This is a genomic window from Aeromonas sp. 600948 (assembly GCF_049174875.1).
Taxonomy (GTDB): Bacteria; Pseudomonadota; Gammaproteobacteria; order Enterobacterales; family Aeromonadaceae; genus Aeromonas; species Aeromonas veronii_A.
Genome location: NZ_JAAKTY010000030.1, coordinates 1 through 24,291 on the forward strand (window position 1 = coordinate 1; position 24,291 = coordinate 24,291).

Here is a 24,291-nt window from a genome sequence, read left to right on the forward strand (position 1 = left end):
GGAATAGCTCAGTTGGTAGAGCACGACCTTGCCAAGGTCGGGGTCGCGAGTTCGAGTCTCGTTTCCCGCTCCAATCTCTCTTCGAAGCTTTCATAATCCCTCTGAATTGCCCTTCACATCGCGTTGCGATGCTTTGTCGTATCTGGCGTTTACTCAGCGAGTCTCCGCCGCCTTCTGCGAACAGGAAGGTGGTACGGGTTCATTGTGCGGGTTTTACGAGGGAAAGGTGGTTGGCAGGAAGAATTGCGGGCAAAAAAGAGGAGGGGCCTTGGCTCCTCCTGCATGATTCACTGGCGCGGGCTTAGACCAGAGTAACGTTCTCAGCCTGAGGGCCTTTTTTGCCCTGGGTCACAGTGAACTGGACTTTTTGACCTTCAGCCAGGGTTTTGAAACCGGTGCTCTGGATGGAGGAGAAGTGAACGAATACGTCCGGACCCTGGGATTGTTCAATAAAGCCAAAACCCTTGGTTTCGTTGAACCATTTTACTTGGCCGGTGCGAATGTCAGACATGTGCTAAATCCTATCAATAACAAAATGAAACTAAGCCCGTGCTGGGCTGCATTTGCCTTGCAAGCAGGGGTTGGCTCATGACTGACCACGTCTCTTTGTCCCAGTAGCACGTAGAACAATCCCTGTCTAAAGCACAAACGATTGTACGTTAGCGCCGGTCCTTGTCAATTTGACCCCTTTCGTTTTTTGAACAAGCTAAAAATATTGTGAAGTCAGTAGCTTATTTGAAGATATTTGACTGAAAAAAAACGGGAGGCCAGCGCCTCCCGTGTTGTTATTCCTTGAGGGCGAACCCTTCGCCCTGCCGGTCGTAGCGGTAAACCGCCTGACCGTAGGAGCGGATCTCCACCCGCTGGATGCGGCGGGTGTCGTCCACCAAGATGAAGATAGAGCGGCCCGATTGCAGGCGGGTCAGGGGGCGATCCGGCCCCTCGATGGCGATCAGGCGGCTCAACTCGGCACCGGGTAACTCGAATTTACGCCAGATGGAGTAGAGGGTCTCACCCGCCTGCACATCGTGTTGCAGCCAGGTACCGTTGACCTTCTCTTCGACCGGCTTGGCTGCCGCGGGGGCACTGCCTGCCGCGCCATTACCGACAGTTAGAGCTTGAGCAGGCACGGCCAGCGGCACTTCCAGCGAGCCGGAAGGGGCGGCTTTGGGGGCGGATGGTGCCGGCTCCCAGGCCAGCACCAGCAACCAGAGCGGGATCAGGATCAGCAGACCTATGGTGTTTTTGCGGGGCAGCGGGCTGGACAGCTTGAATTTGCCTGCTTTGGCATCCTGGCGGCGTTGACCGAGGTTGCTCATCCCTTGGCCAAAACGTTGGCGCAGGGACAGGGTCGCGGCATTGATGCGATGGAGCAGGGATCCTTGTGATTCGTCTTGGCGACGCTGCTGGGCTCGTCTGTTATGGCCTCGTGGGCGACGGTCCGGGGTGGGCACGGCATTTACCTCTCACTACATTGCCTGCCATCAGGCAAATTCGCCGCCTATGGTAAACGGACTCGCCCCCGAGGGGGAGAGTCCTGAGGCGGAAAATTATCAGCTGAGACGAAATTGACCCAGTAATTGCTGCAATTTGTCGGCCGCCTGACGCAATGCCTGACTGGCTTTGGCCGTTTCGGTCGCATCCTGAGCAATGTCGTTGGCCAGTGCGTTGGTTTTTGACAGGTTGCCGGAGACGGTTTCTGAGACCGAGCTCTGCTCTTCGGCGGCGGAGGCGATCTGATAGGTCATGTCGTTGATGGTGGAGATGGCCTGGTAGATGCTGCCGAGCGCCTCTTCCGCCAGATCCGCTTCGCTCACTGCCTGATGGGTCAACTGCTGGCTCTGGGTGATGGCGTTGACTGCATTGGTGGAGCTGAGGCGGATCTTCTCGATCAACTCCTGGGTATTCTGCACCGCCTGCTGGGTATTGCCTGCCAGTTTGCGCACCTCGTCGGCCACCACCGCAAAGCCGCGGCCTTGTTCGCCAGCCCGTGCAGCCTCGATGGCGGCGTTGAGGGCCAGCAGGTTGGTCTGATCGGCAATCCCCTGAATGACGGTGAGGATGCTGGTGATCTGGGCGCTGTCGTGGGCCAGCCCTTCCACCACTTCGGCCCCTTTGCCGGCTTCTGCTGCGACCTTGTGCATCGACTGGATCACCTGCTGGAAGCGCTCCTTGCCCTGATCGGCTGCGCCTTGCGCCTGTTTGGCCGAGTCGGCGGTGTTGTTGGCGTGGGTGGCGACCTCCTGACTGACGTAGGACATCTCCTGCACCGCGGTCAGCATCTGCTCCATTTCCGCCTGATGGTGCTGCAGGTTGTTGTCGGTCTGACCGGCGATGCGGTCGGTATCACCGGCATAACGGTTCACCTCGCTGGCAGTCTTGAGCACATCCCCGAGCAGCCCTTGCAGCTTGTCGATAAAGCGGTTGATCCCCTTGGCGAGATCCCCCAGCTCGTCGACAGATCGGGTTGCGAGGCGCTTGGTGAGATCCCCTTCCCCATCGGCGATGTCATCCACCAGGCTGACCATCTGACGGATGGGGCCAGTGATGCTGCGGGCAATCACCAGCATGGTGGCCAGCGCCAGCACCAGTACGATAACGGCGCCCACCAATTGCTGGGTCACTGCGGCCCGGTTCATCTCATTGAGCTGGCTCTCCAGCTGATCGGCCCCCGCCAGTACCACCTTGTAGGGCAGGGTGACGATGATGGCCCAGTTGCGGCTCATTCCCGGCACCATGATGGGGACGGAAATACGGAATGAGTCGTCCAGCTCCTGACGCTGAACTTCCGGTTTCAGGTACTGCTGCCACTGGTCGCCCAGCACCTTACTTGCGCTGCTACCGAGCAGGCTGGCATCACCGCTGGTGCCGGTGATGACACCGGCGGCGCTGACGATCAGGGTTTCGCCCTTGCCGTCATAGATGTTGCTGTTGAGGCTCTTGGCCTGACGGCTGATGGAGTCCACCGCCAGATCCAGCGCGGCGATCCCCTTGAACTGACCATCCACCATGATGGGGGTGGTGATAGTGCTCACCAGCACCTGCTGACCGTTGATATCCACCTTGAAGGGATCGATCAGACAAGAGCGCCCTTCCCGTTTCGGGCAGGCGTAGTAGTCGTTGGCGGGATTGCCGAATTCGTCCGGGTCGGTTTTTTCGATGGAGAGCAGCAGATCGGTACCGATTTGATCTTTGTCGCGATAGAAGTAGGGCACGAAGCGCCCTTTGTCGTCACTGCCCAGCGCACTCTGGCCAGCAAAGCTGGCATCCTGACCGTCGAAACCGTTGGGCTCGAAGCCGGCAAAGGCGCCATAGAGCTGGGGCTCCAACGCCAATTGTGCCTTGAGCAGGTCGGTGGCCTGCTGGCGATCCAGCGGCAGTTTGCCCTGTTGTTGCAGGGCGAGGGCGCTGGCCATCTGCTGGGTGTAGGAGAGCCCTTTTTGCAGCAGTTGGGTGATGGTGGCCGCCTCGGCGCGGGCATTGGCGCTGACCTTCTGCCATGCCTCCTGTTGCAGCGCTTCACGGCTGGAGCTGATGGTCAGTTGTTGGGTCTGTTGGCCGGAGTATTGGTTGAGCAGGATCAGGATGACCAGGGCTGCGGTCATGGCGATCCCGGCCATCACTAGAATGCGATTCTGGATAGAACGGAACTGCATCGTCTCTTCCTTGTTCGTGAGAAGTGTGGTGAGCGTTATTTGGGTATCGACCGGAGGAGGCAGCTCTCCAGCATTGTGCATAGCAAATCGGAAACGGGGCTTCTGTTTTGCGATCCTCTTCAAATATCGGGCTACAGATGCAAATGGCGACAGATTTACCCCCCTACTTTAGCCCGCAATGGCGTCATGGTTTTCCCATCCGTGATTGTCGGTGCTAAAATGCGACGGTTTTTTTTAACGAATTGGCCCAAGGCCCTCTACACAAGGCTTAAAGATGAAAGTCAAAACCCGTTTTGCTCCCAGCCCGACCGGCTTTTTGCATGTCGGCGGTGCCCGTACCGCACTCTATTCTTGGTTGTTTGCAAAGAACCAGGGCGGTGAGTTCGTGCTGCGTATTGAGGATACCGATCTGGAACGTTCCACTCAGGAGGCGATCGACGCCATCATTGAGGGCATGGAATGGCTGGAGCTGAACTGGGATGAGGGCCCCTACTACCAGACCAAGCGCTTCGATCGCTACAACGGTCTGATCGACGAGATGCTGGCCGATGGCCGCGCCTACAAGTGCTACTGCTCCAAAGAGCGTCTGGAAGCACTGCGCGAAGGCCAGATGGCCAACGGCGAGAAGCCCCGTTACGACGGCAAGTGCCGCGACCACGCCCACGATCACCCTGCCGATGCGCCGCACGTGATCCGCTTCCGCAACCCGACCGAAGGTTCCGTGGTGTTCGATGACCACGTCCGTGGCCGCATCGAGTTCGCCAACACCGAGCTAGACGATCTGATCATCCGCCGTACCGACGGCGCGCCGACCTACAACTTCTGTGTTGTAGTCGATGACTGGGATATGGAGATCACCCACGTGGTGCGTGGTGAAGACCACATCAACAACACCCCGCGCCAGATCAACATCTACAAGGCGCTGAACGCGCCGGTGCCGGAGTTTGCCCACGTCTCCATGATCCTGGGTGACGACGGTGCCAAGCTCTCCAAGCGCCACGGTGCCGTTTCTGTGATGCAGTACCGCGACGACGGCTACCTGCCGGAAGCGCTGCTGAACTATCTGGTACGTCTGGGCTGGTCCCACGGCGATCAGGAGATCTTCAGCCTGGAAGAGATGATCAAGCTGTTCAGCCTGGATGCCATCTCCAAGTCCGCCTCTGCCTTCAATACCGACAAGCTGCTGTGGCTGAACAACCACTACATGCGCAGCCTGGATCCTGCTTATGTGGCCAAGCATCTGGCATGGCACATGGAAAACCAGAAGATCGACACCAGCAATGGCCCGGCGCTGGCCGAGGTTGTCACCCTGCTGGCCGAGCGCTGCAACACCCTGGTTGAGATGGCTGCCCAGAGCCGCTATCTGTTCGAAGAGTACGAAGCCATTGACGAGGCGGCCGCCAAGAAGCACCTGCGTGGCGTCGCTGCCGAGCCGCTCACCTTGGCCAAAACCAAGCTGGCTGCACTGGATAGCTGGACCACCGAAGCGCTGCACGAGCTGATTGAAGCGACCGCCGCCGAACTGGGTCAGGGTATGGGCAAGGTTGGTATGCCGCTGCGCGTAGCCGTCACCGGTCTGGGTCAGTCTCCTGCTATCGACGCGGTAATGGCGTTGGTAGGTAAAGAGCGTGTTCTCGCTCGTATCGACCGCGCACTGGCTTACATCGAAGCCCGCATGGCTGCCGAGTAAGTGCTGCCGAGGTGGCAGGCGAGGGGATAACCTCGCTCTGCCATATGCTGAATAGCAAAAATCCGAAACCACTGGTTTCGGATTTTTTTATGGTCGGGAGCGGCGGCAGGGCACAACGCGGTCATGCCCGACCAGGGCGAGCAGTCAGGCGAGCTTGAAGGAGTGGATCTGGCTGTCGAGCTCCTTGCTGTGCTGTTCGACCAGCTCGGAGGCCTCTTGCAGCTCGCGCAGCACCACGACGGAGCCTTCGGCGATCTGCTTGACCTGTTCCAGATTGCCGCGCATCTCTTCGGCGACCGAGCTCTGCTGCTCGGAGGCGGCTGCGATGTGGCGGTTCATGTCGGCGACACCTTGTACCCGCTGCACTATGGTGGCGAGCTGGGTTCCGGCCTGGGTCACCTGTTCCACCCCCTTGTCGGCCTGGCGCACGCTCTGGGCCATCAGTTCGGCGGCCTGACCGGCATTGCCCTGCAGTTGTTCGATCATCTTCTGAATTTCGACGGTGGCAGCTTGAGCCCGGTTGGCCAGCTCGCGCACTTCGGAGGCCACCACGGCAAAGCCACGACCCGCTTCACCGGCGCGGGCCGCCTCGATGGCCGCGTTAAGTGCCAGCAGGTTGGTCTGCTCCGAGATGCCGCGAATGGTGTCGACCACAGATCCAATGCGCTCGACCCCTTGCTCCACCTGATTGACCACGGTGGCGGAGCGCTGGATGTTGTCGGAGAGGGTGTCGATGGTGCTGACGGTATCGGCGACGCAGCGGCTCCCCGCTTCTGCCAGCTGGCTGGTTTCGGCGGTGGCGTGAGAGGCCTGATCCGCATGGGCAGCCACTTCGCGAATGGCGCCGACCATCTGGCTCATGGCGCTCGCCAGCTGTTCGATCTGGGTGAACTCTTCGTTGATCGCTTCGTTGGCCTCCTCCATGCAGAGGGTGACCTGAGAGGCGATGTCGTTGAGCTCCTTGCAGGCGGCGCGCTGGTTGTTAAACACTGCTTTGAGGTTCTCCTGCGAGTGGGAGACCGCCTTGGCGATGTCACCGAATTCATCCCGAGATTTGAGCAACACCTTGTGACTGAGATCCCGCTTGGCGAAGCGCTCCAGCAGATCCACCAGATAGTGCACCTGCTTGACCATCAGGCGGGAACCGGTCATCAGCAGGATCACGAACAGCAGCCCCATGATGGTGGTCTCCATCAGGCCGCTCCAGAGCAGGCGGTCGGCAATGGCGTTGGCTTTGTCCGGATCAAGCCCCTCGCTGAGCAGGGTGGTCTCCAGATTGTTGGTATCAAACCAGAGTTTGGTCAGTAGCAAAATGGTACTCACCACCATCAGCAACACCACTTTCGGCACCAGCCGAATGTTGCTCATCCGCTTCTCCAGCAGGTTCAACTGCATCGTAAAATCTCCTTTGAATATCGCTTTTCCTTTGCCCTCAAGGCTATCGGCATTATCTTCTCTTTTATTAATTCGCACTGTGCTTAAAGTTGGAAAATGTATGCGACATCACTTAACTCATCTACGGGCGATGGATCTGCTGATGGCATTTCTGTCGATTGTCTCGGTTCTGCTGGTGACGGCCCGCTGGTGGGGCCACGAAACCCTGACTCCCCAGACCCTGCAGCTCTTCTATGACCTGGACAGTCTGATCTGCTACTTCTTCCTCGCGCATTTTGCTTATGGCTGGATCCGTGCTCCAGACCGCAAAGCCTACTTCAAGGCAAACTGGTTCTATCTGCCGGGTAGTCTGCCGATGGTGGAGCAGCTGCGTTGGGCCCGACTGCTCCAGTTGTGGCGGGTCTATCAACTGTTCAAGGAGCACCCGGATCTCTGGGCCATGTTCCGTCGCGAGCGCAACGAGACCACCCTCTCCGGCATCCTCTTCCTCTTCGTCCTGCTGCTGGGATTGGGCTCCGGCGTCATGTACTGGATTGAGTCGGGCCAGCCCGGCAGCCAGATTGAGACCCCCTATGACGCCTTCTGGTGGACGCTGGTGACCCTGTCGACCGTGGGCTATGGCGATCTGGTACCCAAGACCGAGGAGGGGCGTTTTGTCGCCAGCCTGCTGATCCTGTTCGGGGTCGGTCTGTTTGGTGCCATAAGCGGTTTTATGGCCAGCATCTTTTTGCAGCCTGCCAAGGAGAGCGAGACCGACAAGTGGCGTCATCACTACAACAACCAGCAAGAGGAGTTGCTGCGAGAGATCCGCGCCCTGCGCAGCGAGGTGCGGGAGCTGAAAAACAAGTGAGGCCAAGGGCGGGCAAGTTGCGAGGTGACTCGCAACTCCGCGCTTTATATCCGGGGGGAGCTGCTTTTTCTTTGCTTGTCCTTTAGCCTGCTGGCGGCTTAACATTCAACCTCTTGTCCACACCAGAAAAAGAGAACCGATCGACCATGCGCGCCCTTCTCGGGATTTTGATCTGCTTGTGTGCCCAACAGGCACTGGCCGATACCCGTTATGTTTCAGACAACATCTTTACCTATATCCACAATGGCCCGGGTACCCAGTACCGGATCCTTGGCAGCGTCAAGGCTGGTGAACCGCTGGAGGTAAAGGCGGTGAACAGCGAGGCCGGTTTCACCCAGGTGGTGGACGGTCGCGGCCGCGAGGGGTGGATCAAGAACAGCGAACTGCAGAGCCAGATCAGCCTGCGCGAGCGTCTGCCCCAGGTGGAAAAAGAGCGCGATGAGCTTAAAGATCGCCTGCAGAACCTCAACGGTGACAACGAGAAACGCTTCACCGAGAAGGATGGTCAGATCGCTGCCCAGAGCAAGGAGATCGCCGCCCTCAAGGCTCAGCTGGTCAGTCAGGGTGAGGAGATGAGCAATCTCAAAGAGCAGAATGATGCCCTGACCCAGAGCTACGACAACCAGGAGCACGACATGCAGATGGACTGGTTTATCCGTGGTGGTGCCATGGTGGGGGCCGGTATTCTGCTTGGCATCCTGCTGCCGATGCTGCCCCGTCGTCGCAGCCGCGGCGATCGCTGGATGAACTGACAGCATCTGGCTGAATGAATTGCTGAGAAGGGTCGCCGTGGCGGCCCTTCTTTTTTGGGGCGCATTGGAGACATCCACTATTGGACGGAATGCGTGACTGCTTTGCGACAGGGTGGTGGCAGATCGTATACAAAATGAAGTCAGATGACCCTCACGCTTGCTGGCGTATTGGCTTCAAAAGGGAGTTCATGGGGGGAATGAGCGATCTTTGTTAAAGATTGGCAACAAATTCATTTCATATAGGGTGCAATATTGTATACATTATCGGCGTTTCGGCGGCGCGTCCGCCTTTGTCGATATCAGCCCTAGGGCGTACAGGAAGACCCCATATGTTCAAAGCTACTCAAGTGCTTGCCGCTGACTATATCCCCTCCGATCTGGCCGCCCTGCGCGAAGCCATCACCCAAAACTACGTGGTGGATGAAAATGCCTATCTGGCCGAACTGTCGGCCATGCTGCCGGGGGATGGCGCCTCGCTGGAGCAGGTGACCCAGCGTGCCCGTACTCTGGTGACCAAGGTGCGCAAGGAGAGCGGCTCCGGTGACGGTATCGACGCCTTCCTGCAGGAGTACAGCCTCGATACCCAGGAGGGGATCATCCTGATGTGTCTGGCCGAGGCGCTGCTGCGCATTCCCGATGCCGAGACCGCCGACGCCCTGATCAAGGACAAGCTCTCCGGCGCCAACTGGTCCTCCCATTTCCGCAAGAGCGACTCTACTCTGGTCAACGCCTCCACCTGGGGGCTGATGCTGACCGGCAAGATCATCAAGCTGGACAAGAAGCTCGACGGCAACCCGGCCAACCTGCTGGGGCGCATGGTCAACAAGCTGGGCGAGCCGGTGGTGCGCTCCGCCATGTACGCCGCCATGAAGATCATGGGCAAGCAGTTCGTGCTGGGGCGCGACATGAAAGAGGCGCTCAAGGCGAGCCGCAAATCCCGCGAGCTGGGTTACACCCACACCTACGACATGCTGGGTGAGTCGGCACTGACCATGCAGGATGCCGACAAGTATCTGACCGATTACCGCAACGCCATCGAGGCGGTCGGCAACGAGCGGATCAGCGACGGCGGCCCGGCCCCCTCCATCTCCATCAAGCTCTCGGCACTCCATCCACGCTATGACGTGGCCAACCGCGAACGGGTGCTCGGCGAGATGTGCGAGCGGCTGGTGGGGCTGGTGCGTCTGGCCCGCGACAAGGATGTGGCCATCAGCATCGACGCCGAGGAGATGGACAGACTCGAGCTGTCGCTGGATCTGTTCGAGCAGCTTTATCGCTCCGACGCCAACCGTGGCTGGGGCAAGCTCGGCATGGTGGTGCAGGCTTACTCCAAACGCGCCCTGCCGGTACTCTGCTGGCTCACCGCGCTGGCCCGCGAGCAGGGTGACCTCATTCCGGTTCGCTTGGTAAAAGGCGCCTACTGGGACAGCGAACTGAAATATGCCCAGCAGGCGGGTCTGCCCGGCTACCCGCTATTTACCCGCAAGGCGGGCACCGATATCTCCTACCTCGCCTGCGCCCGCTACCTGCTGAGCGAGTCGACCCGTGGCTTTATCGCCCCCCAGTTTGCCACCCACAATGCCAATACCGTGGTCAGCATTCTGGAGATGGCCGGTGATCGCCAGTTTGAATTCCAGCGTCTGCACGGCATGGGGGAGGAGCTGCACAACGCCGTGCTGAACGACAATCCCGGCCTGCACTGCCGCATCTATGCGCCGGTCGGCGCCCACAAGGACTTGCTGCCCTATCTGGTACGCCGCCTGCTGGAGAACGGGGCCAACACCTCCTTCGTTCACAAGCTGGTGGATCCCAACACCCCGGTGGACTCGCTGGCCGAGCACCCGCTGCGTACTCTCAAGCGCTACTCCGGTTTTGCCAACGACCGCATTCCCCAGCCGGTGAACCTCTTCATCGACCGCAAGAACTCCAGCGGCGTCAACATGAACATCCTCTCCATCCAGCGCCCCTTCTTCGCCCGCTTGAAAGAGCTGGAGAGCAAGCAGTGGCTGGCGGGCCCCATCGTCGATGGCGAGACCCTCAAGCGCAGCGAGGCACGCACCGTGCTGAGCCCGCAGGATGTGAGCCTGACTGTCGGCAAGATCCACTGGGCCGACGAGCAGGCGGTGGAACAGGCTTTGGCATCTGCCCACGCTGCCTTCCCGCGCTGGCGTGAAACCCCGGTGAGCGAGCGTGCTGCCGCGCTGGAGAAGCTGGCGGATCTGTTGGAAGCGAACCGCGAGCAGTTCGTCTCCCTCTGTACCCGCGAGGCGGGCAAGTTGCTGCAAGATGGCATCGACGAGGTGCGTGAAGCGGTCGATTTCTGCCGCTACTACGCGGTGCAGGCCCGCGGCCTGATGGGGCAGGCAACCCTGTTGCCCGGTTATACCGGCGAGCAGAACGAGCTGTTCCTGCAGGGGCGCGGTGTCTTTGTCTGCATCAGCCCGTGGAACTTCCCGCTGGCGATCTTCCTCGGCCAAATTGCTGCTGCGCTGGCCACCGGCAACACCGTCATCGCCAAACCGGCGGAGCAGACCGGCCTTATAGCCCATCTGGCGGTGACTCTGGCCCATCAGGCCGGTATTCCGGGCGACGTGCTGCAACTGCTGCCCGGTGACGGTGCCACCGTGGGTGCCAAGTTGACAGCCGATCCGCGCATCGGCGGCGTCTGCTTCACCGGCTCCACCGAGACTGCCAAGCTCATCAACATGACCCTGGCCCAGCGCGATGGCGCCATCCTGCCGCTTATCGCCGAAACCGGCGGCCAGAACGCTATGATCGTCGACTCCACCGCCCTGCCGGAGCAGGTGGTGCGCGACGTGGTGAGCGCCGCCTTCCAGAGCGCCGGTCAGCGCTGCTCGGCCCTGCGGGTGCTCTACCTGCAGGAGGAGATCGCCGAGCGGGTGCTGGAGATCCTCACCGGCGCCATGCAGGAGCTGAAAGTGGGCAACCCGACCGAGCACAACACCGACGTCGGCCCGGTGATCGATGCCGATGCCAAGGCCGGTCTCGATGCTCACCTCGCCTACATGATCCCGCGTGCTCGCCTGATTGCCCAGGCGCCGATGCCCGCCGCGACCATGGAGGGACACTTCGTCCAGCCGACCGCGCTGGAGATCGGCTCCATCCGCGAGCTGGTGAAGGAGCAGTTCGGTCCCATCCTGCACGTGGTGCGCTACGCCACCCGGGATCTGGACAAGGTGATCAGCGACATCAACGGCACCGGCTATGGCCTGACGCTCGGGATCCACAGTCGCAACGAATCCCACGCCGAGGAGCTGGCAAGCCGCATCAATGTGGGTAACGTCTACATCAACCGTAACCAGATCGGCGCCATGGTCGGGGTGCAACCGTTCGGCGGCCAGGGGCTCTCCGGCACCGGCCCCAAGGCGGGTGGCCCCCACTATCTCGGGCGGTTTGTTACCGAGAAGACCCGCACCATCAACACCACTGCAGTGGGCGGCAACGCTTCCCTGTTGGCGATGGGCGATGCCTGATCTGCGTCGATAGAGGCCGGATACGGGATACCGGATAACAGCGGGCCGCCTTCGGGCGGCCTCTTTGTTGGTATGCTCCTCTTGCTCGCCAGTTTTGGCCCCGGCGGGGAGAAGATCGGAGACGATTTTGTTGTGGCGGCGGGGTCGTCAGTGGCGCTTGCCAGTCGTAAGATGGGGCCCATTCGCGCTATTTTGCCCCTGCTGCAGCCTGCTGTGACCGTGGCGTTGTTTAATCTGACTTAACGAGAGTGTTTATCCGATGTCATTAACCGAACAAGCCTGCTGGTTCGTGCTGGGGGGCGATCATCTGGTACTGCTCGATCAGCAGGGAGAGGTGCCACAAGGAAGTAAAGCGTGCCTGCCCACAGCGCTGGCTGACGCCCATTTCGAGCGTTTTGACGAGTGGCAGGGGCTGCCCTGCTATCTGCTCGATCTGGGTGATGAGGCTGACACGAGCGCTATGAGCCCCCTGCGCCAGTTGATGGTAGCGGGGGATGAAGAGGGGTTTCGTCTCGCGGGCCGTGCCTGGCAGCTCGTTACCTTCCGCCGTACCCACCGTTTCTGTGGTGAGTGCGGCGCCCCCATGACCCCGAAGGCGGGGGAGTGGGCGCAGGTGTGCCACCACGGCCACACGGCCTATCCGCGCATTTCACCCTGCATTATCGTGGCGGTGCGCAAGGGGGCGGAGATCCTGCTGGCGGCCCATCGCCGTCACTATCAGGCGGACGATCCCATGTATACCGTGCTGGCCGGCTTTGTGGAGGCGGGAGAGGACCTTGAGCAGTGCGTGGCACGGGAGGTGTTTGAGGAGAGCGGCATCCGGGTGCGCAATGTGCGCTATGTGGCGAGCCAGCCCTGGCCATTCCCCCACAGCCTGATGATGGGCTTTACCGCCGACTACGAGAGCGGCGAGATAATGGTGCAGGATGACGAACTGGTTGCCGCCGCTTTCTTTGTCGCCGACCGGCTGCCGCGTTTGCCGCCCCACGGCACCATTGCCCGGCGGCTGATCGAGTTGTCACTGGCGGGCGAGGGGTAACGAGGCGCTTATCTTTTCGCCAATCCTTTTGTACTTCTTGTTACAAGCGGGGCGGTCAGGTTTGCGCCCCTTCACATCTTTGCAACCGCGCGTCCATTTGCCACGTTTTGGGCAGTCCGATCCGGTGGGCAAAGTGGTATTATGGCCGCCATTTTATGCGTGATACGAACTCAGGAACTGGGATGAAAGAGCTGAAGAACGATCGATACCTGCGCGCCCTGCTGCGTCAGGACGTGGATATGACCCCGGTATGGATGATGCGCCAGGCTGGCCGTTATCTGCCGGAATACAAGGCGACTCGCGCCCAGGCGGGGGATTTCATGTCCCTGTGCCGCAACGCCGAGCTGGCCTGTGAAGTCACCCTGCAGCCGCTGCGCCGCTACCCGCTCGATGCCGCCATCCTCTTCTCCGACATCCTCACCGTGCCCGATGCCATGGGGCTGGGTCTCTACTTCGAGCAGGGTGAAGGCCCGCGTTTCGAGCGTCCGATCACCTCCATGGCCGACGTGCAGGCGCTGCCCATTCCGGATCCGGAAGATGAGCTGGGCTACGTGATGAACGCGGTGCGCACCATCCGCCGCGAGCTGAAGGGCGAAGTGCCGCTCATCGGTTTCTCCGGCAGCCCATGGACTTTGGCCACCTACATGGTGGAGGGGGGCAGCTCCAAGGCATTCACCAAGATCAAGCAGATGATGTACGCAGAGCCGCAAACTCTGCACCTGCTGCTCGACAAGCTGGCCGACAGCGTGATTGCCTATCTCAACGCCCAGATCAAGGCGGGTGCCCAGGCGGTCATGGTGTTCGACACCTGGGGCGGCGTGCTCACCCCGCGCGATTACCGCGACTTCTCCCTGCAGTACATGCACAAGATTGTCGATGGCCTGATCCGCGAGCACGACGGTCGCCGTGTGCCGGTCACCCTGTTCACCAAGAACGGTGGTCAGTGGCTGGAGCAGATTGCCGCCACCGGTTGCGATGCGCTGGGTCTGGACTGGACCACCGACATTGCCGACGCCAAGCGTCGGGTCGGCGACAAGGTGGCGCTGCAGGGCAACATGGATCCCTCCATGCTCTACGCTACCCCGGCTCGCATCCGTGAAGAGGTCGCCTCCATTCTGGCCGGTTTCGGTCACGGCAATGGCCACGTCTTCAACTTGGGACACGGCATCCATCAGGATGTGAACCCGGAACATGCCGGTGTGTTCGTCAACGCGGTACACGAGCTCTCCGCCCAGTACCACGGTCGCTAAGGCCGGGGCGAGAGAAGAAGAGTTTGCTTGATATCCGGGGCCGTCAGGCCCCGTTTTACATTTAAAAATGGCGCTGCGACGACGAGCGCGTGGCGTCCGTGCAGGAGGCAAGATGAGCAGCAAGTCACTGGATTGGGGTATCGATCTTGGCGGTACCAAGTGTGAATGCGTGGTGCTGGATGGCGACGAGGTGCTGCTGCGCCACCGCATCCCCACCGAGCGGGCGGGCGGTTATGACCATATGATCGGCCAGATCGCCAAGCTGGTAGCTGAGTGCGCCGAGAAGATTGGCCAGCGCCCGACCGTCATTGGCATGGGCACGCCGGGGGCGCGGGATCCGCAGACCGGTCTGATGAAGAACTGCAACACCACCGAGCTCAATGGCAAGCCGTTCAAGGAGGATCTGGAGCGCCGGCTCGGCGTGCCGGTGCTGATCGCCAACGATGCCAACTGCTTTGCGCTGGCAGAAACCCATCTTGGTGCGGTGCGCCAGCACCATCCCGATGCGAAAGTGGTGTTCGGCATCATCATGGGCACCGGAGTTGGCTCCGGCATCGTCATCAACGGCCGCATTCTCAATGGTCATCACGGTATCGCCGGTGAGTGGGGCCACAACGTGCTCTCTCCCGACGGCCCCGAGTGCTACTGCGGCAAGCATGGCTGCGTCGAGACCCTGATCAGCGGCCCGGCGCTGGAGGCCTGGTACGAGGCCAAGGCCAAACGTCGCCTCTCGCTGGCGCAAATCGCGGCTGCCACCGCCCACGATCATGTGGCCAGGCTCACCATCGACCGGCTGCATCTGCTGTTTGGTCAGGCGCTGGCCAACGTGGTCAACATTCTCGACCCGGATGTTATTGTCATCGGCGGCGGGGTAGGCAACGTGCAGAGCCTCTACAGCGTGGGACGGCAGACTATTTTGCCCTTCCTCTTTAATCCCCGTTTCAGTGCCCCCATTATTGCTCCAGCCCTTGGCGACAGTGCCGGGGTGTTCGGGGCGGCCCTGCTGGCCCGCGGTGAATTCAAGGAGGCCCTGCTGTCGTAGCCGGGGCTCCCGGGCGGCCGGTGTGCCGTCCTGTTGCTGGTTCAAGGAAACGGATTCTCGATGATCAAGATTGCCATCAATGGTTACGGGCGGATCGGTCGCAACGTGTTGCGAGCCCTCTATGAAAGCGGGCGCGACAAGACCATCAAGATAGTGGCCATCAACGAGCTGGCGGCCCCCGAGGCCATGGTGCACCTGACCCGTTACGATACCAGTCACGGTCGCTTCCACCATCCGGTGCAACTGGCGGGTAACAGCATGCTGGTGGGCGAGGATCTCATCTCCCTGTTTGCCGAGCGGGATCCGTCAAAGCTGCCGTGGCGGGCGCTGGGAGTCGATGTGGTGCTGGATTGCACCGGGGTATTCGGCTCGCGGGCCGATGCCGAGCTGCATCTGACTGCGGGGGCGGGCAAGGTGCTCTTCTCCCACCCGGCGGATGCCGATGTGGATGCCACCGTGGTCTACGGGGTCAACCATCATACCCTCACCGGAGCGGAGCGGATCGTCTCCAACGCCTCCTGTACCACCAACTGCGTGGTGCCGGTGATTGAAACATTGCATCGAGAATTCGAGATAAATTGTGGTACTATTACGACAATTCATTCGGCCATGCATGATCAGCAAGTCATCGATGCCTACCATAGTGACTTGCGCCGAACCCGCGCTGCCAGTCAGTCCATCATTCCGGTGGATACCAAGCTGGCAAAGGGGCTGGAGCGTATCCTGCCCCACTTCGCCGGCAAGTTCGAGGCGATCGCGGTGCGGGTGCCGACCATCAATGTAACAGCGATGGATCTCAGTATTACTGTTCGTAAAAAAGTGACAGTTACTGACGTAAATCAAGCCCTGCAACGGGCATCCAGAGGTACATTACACGGTATTCTGGATTACACGGAAGAACCGCTGGTCTCCGTAGACTTCAATCATGATGCACACTCCTGCATCATTGATGGTACCCAGACCCGGGTGAGCGATGCCAACCTCGTCAAGATGTTGATGTGGTGCGATAACGAATGGGGCTTCGCAAACCGGATGCTGGATACCACCCGGGCCATGATGGCCGCAGGCTGAGCCTGCCCCGGGCGAAAGGTTACTGTTTTTAACATTACCTGGAAAATATAGAGGACTGAATATGTCTGTTATCAAGATGACTGACCTGGATCTGGCGGGTAAACGCGTTCTGATCCGTGCTGACCTGAACGTACCGGTAAAAGACGGCAAGGTCACCTCCGATGCACGTATCGTTGCGACTCTGCCGACCATCAAGCTGGCTCTGGAAAAGGGCGCCAAGCTGATGATCACCTCCCACCTGGGTCGTCCGACCGAGGGTGAATACAACGAAGAATTCTCCCTGGCTCCGGTTGTCAACTATCTGAAAGACGCTCTGTCCTGCCCGGTTCGCCTGGCCAAGGATTACCTGGATGGCGTAGAAGTCGCTGCCGGTGAGCTGGTTGTGCTGGAAAACTGCCGCTTCAACAAAGGCGAGAAGAAGAACACCGAAGAGCTGGCCAAAAAATACGCCGCCCTGTGTGACGTCTTTGTAATGGATGCGTTCGGCACTGCTCACCGCGCCGAAGGTTCCACCTACGGTGTTGCCCAGTTCGCTCCGGTCGCTTGTGCCGGCCCGCTGCTGGCTGGTGAACTGGAAGCGCTGGGCAAAGCCATGCTGAAGCCCGAGCGCCCGATGGTTGCCATCGTTGGCGGCTCCAAGGTCTCCACCAAGCTGACCGTTCTGGAATCCCTCTCCAAAATCGCTGACCAGCTGGTTGTCGGTGGTGGCATCGCCAACACCTTCATCGCTGCTGCCGGTCACAACGTCGGCAAGTCCCTGTGCGAGCACGATCTGATCGACACCGCCAAGAAACTGGCTGCCGAGACCAACATTCCTGTGACCACCGACGTGGTTGTAGGTGCCGAGTTCTCCGAGTCCACTCCGGCCACCATCAAGTCTGTTAACGATGTGACCGACGGCGACATGATCTTCGACATCGGCCCGGATTCTGCCAAGGCTCTGGCTGACATCATCATGAACGCCAAGACCATCCTGTGGAACGGCCCGGTTGGTGTGTTCGAGTTCGACCAGTTCGCTGAAGGCACCAAGGTTATCGCTGAAGCCATCGCTGCTTCTCCGGCCTTCTCCATCGCTGGCGGTGGTGACACCCTGGCTGCCATCGACAAGTTCGGCATCGCTGACAAAGTCTCCTACATCTCCACTGGCGGCGGCGCCTTCCTGGAGTTCGTAGAAGGCAAGGTACTGCCGGCTGTTGCGATTCTGGAACAGCGCGCTAAAGCCTAATTGACCCGGAACGGGGGGCAAAAGCCTCCCGTTTCGTTTATCATGTGCCCGCTGTGCCGGTTCATGATGAACCCCCCATTTTTTATTAACGGCATACGAGACAGGACGATTAAACATGTCTAAGAAAATTTTCGACTTCGTAAAACCCGGCGTGATCACTGGTGATGACGTTCAGAAAGTGTTCGCCATCGCTAAAGAGAACGGCTTTGCTCTGCCGGCCGTAAACTGCGTTGGTACCGACTCCGTTAACGCCGTACTGGAAGCTGCCGCCAAGGTTAAAGCGCCGGTTATCGTTCAGTTCTCCAACGGTGGTGCCGTGTTCACCGCCGGTAAGGGTCTGAAGCTGGAAGGTCAGAAAGCTGCCATCCTGGGTGCCATCTCTGGTGCCAAGCACGTTCACGCTGTTGCCGAAGCCTACGGCGTGCCGGTAATCCTGCACACCGACCACGCTGCCAAGAAGCTGCTGCCGTGGATCGACGGTCTGCTGGAAGCGGGCGAGAAGCACTTTGCTGAAACCGGCAAGCCGCTGTTCTCCTCCCACATGCTGGATCTGTCCGAAGAGTCTCTGGAAGAGAACATCGACATCTGCTGCGAGTACCTGACCCGCATGGCCAAGATGAACATGACTCTGGAGCTGGAACTGGGTTGCACCGGTGGCGAAGAAGACGGCGTCGACAACAGCCACATGGATCAGTCCGCTCTGTACACCCAGCCGGAAGATGTTGCCTACGCTTACGAGCGTCTGTCCAAGATCAGCCCGCGTTTCACCATCGCAGCCTCCTTCGGCAACGTACACGGTGTATACAAGCCGGGTAACGTCAAACTGACCCCGTCCATTCTGGACGCTTCCCAGAAGTACGTTTCCGAGAAGTTCGGCGTTCCAGCCAAGTCTCTGGACTTCGTATTCCACGGTGGTTCAGGTTCCACTCTGGAAGAGATCCGCGAGTCCATCTCCTACGGCGTAGTGAAGATGAACATCGACACCGACACCCAGTGGGCAACTTGGGAAGGTCTGCTGAACTTCTACAAGAAGAACGAAGCTTACCTGCAAGGCCAGCTGGGCAACCCGGAAGGCGCCGACAAGCCGAACAAGAAGTACTACGATCCGCGCGTATGGCTGCGTGAAGGTCAGACTTCCATGATCGCTCGTCTGGAGAAAGCATTCTCCGACCTGAACGCCATCGACGTACTGTAATTCGTTACAGCACCTTGATTGCATGAAAAGGCGCCCTTCGGGGCGCCTTTTGCATTTCTGTGATCCGCACAGGTTGGTGAGTGGAGGAGGAACTGGGTATTATCGAAACAACTTTGCTTATTTTATTAAACAATTTGCAACCAAGGCAGGATGCTGAGTATGCAGGCAGGAAAGCACAACGGATATCAGGAGCACGTCGCCTCCTACTACGCGGCCACCCGTAACGACCCGCAACAGTGGCCCGAGCTGGAGGGGGAGCACAAGGCTGACGTCTGCATTATCGGCGGCGGTTTTACTGGCCTCAACACCGCCATCAATCTGGCTGATGCGGGCTACAAGGTGGTGCTGCTGGAGGCCAACCGCATCGGCTGGGGGGCGTCGGGGCGCAACGGCGGTCAGCTTATTCGCGGTATCGGCCACGATACCAGCCAGTTTGCCCGCTGGATTGGTGAGGATGGGGTGCGCGAACTCGACCTGATGGGGCTGGAGGCGGTGCAGCTGGTGCGCGAGCGGGTCGAACGCTTCAATATCGACTGCGATCTTACCTGGGGCTACTGCGACCTCGCGACCCGTCAGCGTCATCTGGCCGGCTTCGAAGAGGAGCTCGACCATCTGGCGAGTCTGGGGTATGAGCACGAGTTGAAGCTGGTGCCGCGTGAAGATATCCATAGCGTGGTGGGGTCGGATCGCTATATCGGCGGCCTCATCGACATGGGCTCCGGCCATCTCCATCCCCTCAATCTGGCGCTCGGCGAGGCACGTGCCGCCGCCAGCCTCGGGGTCTCCCTGTTTGAACACTCCAGAGTGACCCATATCGAGTACGGCAAGCAGGTGGAGGTGACCACCGCCCACGGCCGGGTCACTGCCGATTATCTGGTGATCGGCTGCAACGCCTATCTCAACGACCTCAATCCGGAGCTGGGGGGGCGGGTGCTGCCGGCCGGCTCCTATATCCTCGCCACCGAGGTGCTCGATCGCCGCTTGCGCCAGCGCCTGCTGCCGCAAAACATGGCGGTATGCGATCAGAACGTGGCCCTCGACTACTACCGCCTCTCAGCCGACGGTCGCCTGCTGTTTGGCGGCGCTTGCAACTACTCCGGCCGGGATCCCCGAGATATCAAGGCCTTCATGCTACCCAAGTTGTTGCGGGTATTCCCCGAGCTGGCTGGCACCGCCATCGAGTTTCAGTGGGGCGGCATGATCGGGATCGGCGCCAACCGGCTGCCGCAGATTGGTCGCTTGAAGGAACACCCCAACGTGCTCTACGCCCAGGCCTATTCGGGTCACGGCCTCAACGCCACTCATATGGCGGGCAAGCTGGTGGCCGAGGCGATCTGCGGCGAGAGCCGGGGTTTCGATCTCTTTGCCAGCGTGCCCCATATCACCTTCCCCGGCGGCCCGGCGCTGCGCTCTCCGTTGCTGGCTTTGGGTATGCTGTGGCACCGGATGAAGGATATCCTCTGACTCCGATTGTCAGCCTGTGCAGTGCTGGCTGAACGTGGCCCTTTTTGCCAACCCCTTGTTTATAGCGGGTTGGCACTATCGTTCCGCCCTATAGACCAAAAGATGCATTCGCGCCAATCTCGTCCCGTTGGCGCTATCTTTTAGGTGTGAGAGCGGTTATCTGCCAAGGGGCAAGGATTTGACAGATTGCCGAATATTTGCCGAGAAAGGGCTGGATACGGGGGGGGAGGACCAAGATGGAGATAAATGTGGTCGCGTCAGGCGGGCTCAGCCCGCTGGCGCAACGGCAGGGGTCTCCCGCTGTGCAGGCACAGGAGCGGACTGTGACCTCGCCATCAACGGGCGGCGACAGCCGGATGGTGCGCGACCTTGGTGCTGTGCTGGACGAACTGGGACTGTCACCGCAAGGGGAGAGCAGTGGTGGTGGCACTGTTTCAATTAGGGATTCGCTGGAAGCGTTCATCAACACCATGATGGGCTCCCTGCAACAGCAGCAGGAGCAACAGTTGGCATTGCAGCAACAACAGCGGCAAGAGCAGGAACAGCGCAAACTCGCCATCGCCGACAGCAGCGAAAACCCGCTCAAGCGGGATCTGGAGCGCCTGCTGGAGACGCTGGATCAGCAGGGCGGACAGGGAAAAGAGAGCGAGCAAGGAGCCGAGCGTGAAGCGGTCAACCCCTTGCAGAGCCAGCTGACCAAGCTGCTGGAGAGCAGTGGTGCGGTAGAGAGCGGGGTCACCCTCAAGGAGGTGCTGTCAGGGTTGGCCAGCAAGTTGCCGAGCGAACCTGCCGAGCGAAAAGGGTATCGGGTCGATACCCAGGTTTGAGCTGGTTGGCAACAGCAGTCCCGTAGTTGCAGTGCGTAAGGGGCGGGCAGCCCTTTATTGGGCCGGTTCCGCCAGTCGCCACCCCTGTTCGTCCTTCATCATCCACACCTCGGCCTCTTGTGGCAGCACCTGGCCCGCCTCGAACTCGCCATATTTGCGCTCGAGCTCCATCAGCCCCATCTCCTGCTGGAAGGGGCCAACCCGGTCGTAGACCAGGTCCTCGTCGTGCAACACCTGCAACTGATCGAGCCCCTGCTTGAAGTGGAGCTGGTAACTCACCTTGACCAGATAGACCCCCTCCATCCGCTCCTCCTTGCCGAGGATGGTGAAGTCGCTGATATCGAACAGGTTGGCGTCTGTCTCGGCCAGCAGCTTGGCGGTGACCTGCTGGCGGATATCCTCTTCACCGGGCCCTGCACTGCAGCCATAAAGCCAGAGGGCTAGCAGGGGGATGAACCACTTTTTCATCAAAACTCCGGACAAGTGCAAAACGAGAGGGGCGATTGTGCCACGCGAATGCGCGGCGGCAAACCTCGGCTCACGGTTCCAGTGAACGTTCCAGCACGATGGCCTCGGCCCGATAACCAGCCAGCTCGCGGCGATAGCACTCGGTGAACCCTCTGCGCAGCCAGAAGGATAGAGCACTCTCATTGCTGGCAATCACTGACAGGCGAAGCCGGGTAGCCCCCCATGAGCTTGCCAGCGTGCAGGCGTGAAGATAGAGCGACTGACCACGGCCACTCCCTTGCCAGGGTTCCCCCACCAGTAACAGACCCAGATAGGCGGTGTCTGGATTGGGGTAGCCGCGCAGCAGATCAATGACAGCGGTGAGTTCTCCCTGCTCCCAGCGGCCGATGAGATGTTTGTCGGAGCGGATGGGCAGGCGACAAGTTCCTCTTCTCCTGCCTGTGCAGAGAGAGGGTCATTGCTCACCGCCGCCTGATAGGAGGGGGCCTGCTCGAACAGCCGCTGCAAGGCAGGTGCATCGCTTGTCTGCAGCCGACGCAACTCAGTGTGCATCACTTACCATCTCGAGATGTTTGGCAAAGGGGATAGGCCCCATAAAGCCGGTGACCCGCTGCCCTGTCAGCTCCTTGCCCTCGTGGTCGAAGAAGATGAGGGTCGGCAGTCCCAGCACATTGAGGGTGTTGAGCAGCTCGATATCGGCATCGTCGTTGGCGGTGACATCCGCCTGCAGCAGCACCATCTGGCCGAAGCGCGCCCTCACCGCGGGAGCGCTGAAGGTCTTGTGCTCGAACTCCTTGCAGGCGACGCACCAGTCGGCGTAGAGGTCGAGCAGCACCGGCTTGCCGCGGGCGGCGGCCAGCTGCACCTTGAGATCATCCAGGGTCTTGATACGGACAAACTGCGGCGCCGTTTGACTGGCACCTGCCGTGAGGGCAGCAGGGGGGGTCGGTTGCAGCAGATCCTTGCCCACTACCACGGCGCTGATCATCGCCAGCAACAGCACGAAGCCGCGCACGCTTTTGGCCACCGAGTGGGGCTGGTGCTGGTTGTGGTGATAGAGATAGCCGCACAGCAGCAGCCCCCAGCCGAGCCAGGCGAGGGTAGTAACTTGATCGCTCCAGAGTCGTGACAGCAGCAGGATCGGCACCGCCAGCAGGGCAAAACCAAACAGCTGCTTGATCACATCCATCCAGGCGCCCGCTTTTGGCAGCAGCTTGCCACCCGAGGTGCCGAGCAGCAGCAGCGGCAGGCCCATCCCCAGTGACAGCGCATAGAGCGCCGCCCCGCCGAGCCAGAGATCGCCGCTCTGGGCTACGTAGATCAGCGCCCCCGAGAGCGGCGCCGTGGTGCAGGGGGAGCAGACCAGCCCGGAGATCATCCCCATGATGGCGACCCCGACTACCGATCCGCCCTGCTGGCGGTTGGAGAGACCGGAGAGCCGGGTTTGCAAACTGCTCGGCAGTTGCAGGGTGTAGAGTCCGAACATGGAGAGGGCCAGCAGCACGAACATCACCGATAGACCGATCAGCACATAGGGGTGTTGCAGCGCCGCCTGGAATTTCAGCCCTGCCGAGGCCACTACCAGCCCCAGCAGGGTGTAGGTGACCGCCATCCCCTGCACATAGACCAGAGAGAGCAGGAAGGCGCGACCGGTGGAGAGGTGATGGCCGGCACCGGCGATGATGCCGGTCAGGATTGGGTACATGGGGAAGACGCAGGGGGTGAAGGCGAGCCCCAATCCCAGGGCGAAGAAGGCGACTATGCTGAGCCAGAATCCCTGATGGCCGAGGGCGGCGGCCAGCTGATCCTGCTGGCTAACCGGTGCGACGCTTTGTGCCGTTTCAGCAGTGGACGCTGTGGTTGCCGTGACCAGCGGGGCCACATCGAGCAGCTTGTCGGTCGGTGGATAGCAGAGGCCGTCGGTACAGCCCTGATAGCGCACCCGCAGGGTGGCGCCGTCGCCCACTTCTTTGAGCGGTACCGCGATGCTCACCTGCTGGTAGTAGACCCGGGTCTTGCCGAAGAAGTCATCCTCGTGCTCGGTGCCTTCCGGCAGGGTCGGCTCGCTGAAGGTGAGGTTGTTCCCCTTGAAGCGCAGGCTGTGGCGATAGAGGTAGTAGTCGTCGGCGATGTGGAGGGTCAGCAGCAGCTGATCGCCACGCTGTTCGCTCTCGATCTGAAAGGCCTCATCGACCTGCAAAAATTTGGGTTTGGCGTTGGCCTCAATGCCCAGCGAGCTGAGCAGATCGGCGCCGCTGGCGTGGGCAGGGGCGCTGCCCACCGCTGTCATCAGCAGGGCACAGAGCAGCAGCAGGGGAGAGAGCAAGCGGGTGAATGTCATGAGGTCTCCCCATTGAGCCAGTCGAGATAGGCGGGTAGTCCGGCACTCACCGGCAGGGCCAGCAGCTCGGGCACCTCATAGGGGTGATTGGCTTGAATCCATGCCTGCAGCTCGGCAAAGCGCGACTGGCGGGATTTGATGATGAGCTGGATCTCGGTGGCGCGCTCCACCTTGCCTTGCCAACGATAGACGGAGGTAATGCCCGGCAGTTGATTGATGCAGGCGGCCAGCCGCTGGTTCAGCAGCTGTTCGCAGAGAAGGTCGGCACTGGTTTGATCTGGGCAGGTGCAGAGCACCACAATGGCGTCGGTCATAAAGCGGATCTTCACCTCGTTGGGGTAAACCGGGCAGGCGCCCTTGCCGTCTCATCCCTGTCTGCGGATGAAGGTGAAAAAAGCGCCCGAAAATCAGCGGCTACTATACCCCAGAGACGCTTCAAATAGCATCTGTAGCCATTTGTGAGCCAGCGCCAAAAATTTGTGGGGGGCATGAGATAGACGCTGTCATGGGGACAGGGCAGAATGAGCGGGCT

The 24,291-nt window shown here is 60.3% G+C and carries 19 protein-coding genes and 1 pseudogene; 12 read left to right on the forward strand and 8 right to left on the reverse strand.

The window, feature by feature from the left end; translation table 11 throughout:
• Positions 1 to 301 precede the first annotated feature (301 nt).
• The 3 genes from G5182_RS18705 to G5182_RS18715 form a co-directional block, all read right to left on the reverse strand.
• Positions 302 to 511, reverse strand: coding sequence for a cold-shock protein (locus G5182_RS18705; RefSeq protein WP_005338972.1), 210 nt, complete (start codon positions 509 to 511; stop codon positions 302 to 304).
• 274 nt (positions 512 to 785) lie between these two features.
• Positions 786 to 1,454 carry a LysM-like peptidoglycan-binding domain-containing protein gene (locus G5182_RS18710; RefSeq protein ID WP_103250429.1) on the reverse strand — a complete coding sequence of 223 codons (669 nt, stop codon included), beginning with the start codon at positions 1,452 to 1,454 and terminating at the stop codon, positions 786 to 788.
• A gap of 99 nt (positions 1,455 to 1,553) precedes the next feature.
• The gene (locus G5182_RS18715) at positions 1,554 to 3,656 is read right to left on the reverse strand and encodes a methyl-accepting chemotaxis protein (protein WP_227342005.1); all 2,103 of its coding nucleotides are present in this window, start codon (positions 3,654 to 3,656) and stop codon (positions 1,554 to 1,556) included.
• A 274-nt stretch (positions 3,657 to 3,930) separates the two neighbouring features.
• Between G5182_RS18715 and gltX the strand changes: the two genes are divergently transcribed.
• Positions 3,931 to 5,346 carry a glutamate--tRNA ligase gene (gltX, locus tag G5182_RS18720; RefSeq protein WP_206876676.1) on the forward strand — a complete coding sequence of 472 codons (1,416 nt, stop codon included), beginning with the start codon at positions 3,931 to 3,933 and terminating at the stop codon, positions 5,344 to 5,346.
• A gap of 144 nt (positions 5,347 to 5,490) precedes the next feature.
• On the opposite strand, the gene G5182_RS18725 is transcribed toward gltX, so the two are convergent.
• A complete protein-coding gene (locus G5182_RS18725; protein WP_421252602.1) occupies positions 5,491 to 6,741 on the reverse strand; it encodes a methyl-accepting chemotaxis protein in 1,251 nt (416 codons plus the stop codon).
• 31 nt (positions 6,742 to 6,772) lie between these two features.
• Between G5182_RS18725 and G5182_RS18730 the strand changes: the two genes are divergently transcribed.
• The 11 genes from G5182_RS18730 to G5182_RS18780 all read left to right on the forward strand — a co-directional run bounded on the left by G5182_RS18730 (position 6,773) and on the right by G5182_RS18780 (position 20,950).
• Positions 6,773 to 7,591, forward strand: a complete 819-nt coding sequence (locus G5182_RS18730) for a potassium channel family protein (protein WP_304520555.1) — start codon at positions 6,773 to 6,775, stop codon at positions 7,589 to 7,591.
• A gap of 146 nt (positions 7,592 to 7,737) precedes the next feature.
• Entirely contained in the window at positions 7,738 to 8,343 is a 606-nt protein-coding gene (locus G5182_RS18735) for a TIGR04211 family SH3 domain-containing protein (protein WP_005335443.1), read from the forward strand.
• A gap of 329 nt (positions 8,344 to 8,672) precedes the next feature.
• Positions 8,673 to 11,837, forward strand: coding sequence for a bifunctional proline dehydrogenase/L-glutamate gamma-semialdehyde dehydrogenase PutA (putA, locus tag G5182_RS18740; RefSeq protein ID WP_227342007.1), 3,165 nt, complete (start codon positions 8,673 to 8,675; stop codon positions 11,835 to 11,837).
• A 259-nt stretch (positions 11,838 to 12,096) separates the two neighbouring features.
• Positions 12,097 to 12,876 (forward strand): NAD(+) diphosphatase, encoded by a 780-nt coding sequence (nudC, locus tag G5182_RS18745; protein WP_227342008.1) that lies wholly within the window; start codon positions 12,097 to 12,099, stop codon positions 12,874 to 12,876.
• A gap of 182 nt (positions 12,877 to 13,058) precedes the next feature.
• Positions 13,059 to 14,126, forward strand: a complete 1,068-nt coding sequence (hemE, locus tag G5182_RS18750; protein ID WP_005335440.1) for a uroporphyrinogen decarboxylase — start codon at positions 13,059 to 13,061, stop codon at positions 14,124 to 14,126.
• 112 nt (positions 14,127 to 14,238) lie between these two features.
• Positions 14,239 to 15,168 (forward strand): ROK family protein, encoded by a 930-nt coding sequence (locus tag G5182_RS18755; RefSeq protein ID WP_227342009.1) that lies wholly within the window; start codon positions 14,239 to 14,241, stop codon positions 15,166 to 15,168.
• Between the two features lie 60 nt (positions 15,169 to 15,228).
• Positions 15,229 to 16,239: an erythrose-4-phosphate dehydrogenase gene (epd, locus tag G5182_RS18760; protein WP_108614224.1), complete on the forward strand. Its 1,011-nt coding sequence runs from the start codon at positions 15,229 to 15,231 to the stop codon at positions 16,237 to 16,239.
• A gap of 61 nt (positions 16,240 to 16,300) precedes the next feature.
• Positions 16,301 to 17,464 (forward strand): phosphoglycerate kinase, encoded by a 1,164-nt coding sequence (locus G5182_RS18765; RefSeq protein ID WP_005340965.1) that lies wholly within the window; start codon positions 16,301 to 16,303, stop codon positions 17,462 to 17,464.
• A gap of 115 nt (positions 17,465 to 17,579) precedes the next feature.
• A complete protein-coding gene (gene fbaA, locus G5182_RS18770; protein ID WP_005340963.1) occupies positions 17,580 to 18,659 on the forward strand; it encodes a class II fructose-bisphosphate aldolase in 1,080 nt (359 codons plus the stop codon).
• 159 nt (positions 18,660 to 18,818) lie between these two features.
• Positions 18,819 to 20,123, forward strand: coding sequence for an NAD(P)/FAD-dependent oxidoreductase (locus G5182_RS18775; protein WP_227342010.1), 1,305 nt, complete (start codon positions 18,819 to 18,821; stop codon positions 20,121 to 20,123).
• A gap of 236 nt (positions 20,124 to 20,359) precedes the next feature.
• A complete protein-coding gene (locus G5182_RS18780) occupies positions 20,360 to 20,950 on the forward strand; it encodes a hypothetical protein (protein WP_227342011.1) in 591 nt (196 codons plus the stop codon).
• A gap of 54 nt (positions 20,951 to 21,004) precedes the next feature.
• Here G5182_RS18780 and G5182_RS18785 read toward each other — a convergent pair whose 3' ends face one another.
• From G5182_RS18785 to cutA, 4 genes and pseudogenes are all read right to left on the reverse strand, one after another.
• Positions 21,005 to 21,418 (reverse strand): hypothetical protein, encoded by a 414-nt coding sequence (locus G5182_RS18785; RefSeq protein ID WP_042080037.1) that lies wholly within the window; start codon positions 21,416 to 21,418, stop codon positions 21,005 to 21,007.
• A gap of 70 nt (positions 21,419 to 21,488) precedes the next feature.
• Positions 21,489 to 21,970: pseudogene (locus G5182_RS18790) on the reverse strand (GNAT family N-acetyltransferase).
• Complete coding sequence (locus G5182_RS18795; RefSeq protein WP_227342012.1) at positions 21,960 to 23,759, reverse strand: protein-disulfide reductase DsbD; 1,800 nt, start codon at positions 23,757 to 23,759, stop codon at positions 21,960 to 21,962. Before G5182_RS18795 ends, G5182_RS18790 begins: the two are co-directional and overlap by 11 nt.
• Positions 23,756 to 24,073 carry a divalent-cation tolerance protein CutA gene (cutA, locus tag G5182_RS18800; protein WP_227342013.1) on the reverse strand — a complete coding sequence of 106 codons (318 nt, stop codon included), beginning with the start codon at positions 24,071 to 24,073 and terminating at the stop codon, positions 23,756 to 23,758. Before cutA ends, G5182_RS18795 begins: the two co-directional genes overlap by 4 nt.
• Positions 24,074 to 24,291: the final 218 nt, after the last annotated feature.